At 67.4% G+C, this 749-nt stretch carries 1 protein-coding gene; it reads left to right on the top strand.

What is annotated here, in order from left to right; genetic code table 11:
* Positions 1 to 31: 31 nt before the first annotated feature.
* Positions 32 to 749, top strand: a 718-nt coding sequence (locus D9V41_RS16115; protein ID WP_341770336.1) for an SCO6880 family protein, incomplete at its 3' end; no start/stop codon positions are given.

Raw genomic sequence — 749 nt, 5'->3', positions numbered from 1 at the left:
TGGGAACTTCCGACGACCGGAGTCTCCCGGTGTGCTCGGCCTCGGAACGGCCGGAACGGTCATTCTTGTGGGCGGAGCGCTCATCATCGCCTTGGTCGTCGCTCTCGGGCTCTGGCTCGTCGCAGCTCCGCTGGTTCTCGTCTGGCTGCTCGCCTTAGGCGCTGTTGGTGTCCGGGACCGTCACGGACGGAACCTAGCGATGCGAGTCGGCAATCGGGTCGGCTGGTCAATGACCCGGCGACGTGGCCAGAACCTCTACCGCGGCGGTCCGACCACGCACGGCTCCTTCACGCCGCCTGGAATCCTGGCCACCACCAAGCTCCACGAGGCTCGCGACGCCTACGACCGGCCATTCGCGGTGATCGAATACCCAGCGGTCGGGCACTACGCGGTGGCCGTCGAGGTCTCTCCTGAGGGCGCGTCCCTCGTCGACGCCGATCAGGTCGACGTATGGGTAGCAGGCTGGGGGCAGTGGCTCGCCAACCTTGGCCAGGAGCTCGGTGTCGTCGGCGCTCAAGTGACGGTCGAAACAGCGCCGGATACCGGCGCACGATTGAAGCGCGAAGTACAGCGCCGCCTCGATCCGAACGCCCCTGACCTTGCTAAAGCCGTTCTCGGTCAGGTCGTGCACGACTATCCCGCGGGCGCCTCCCTCGATCGGGCGTGGGTCACGGTGACGTTCCGCGGGCAGAGCGCAGCTGGCCCGAAGCGAACCACGGCGGACGTGATCGCTGACCTTGCCTCCCGCC

Origin of the sequence: Aeromicrobium phragmitis, assembly GCF_003674095.1 — a bacterium.
Taxonomy (GTDB): domain Bacteria; phylum Actinomycetota; class Actinomycetes; order Propionibacteriales; family Nocardioidaceae; genus Aeromicrobium; species Aeromicrobium phragmitis.
This window is presented reverse-complemented; position numbering and strand designations above follow the sequence as displayed.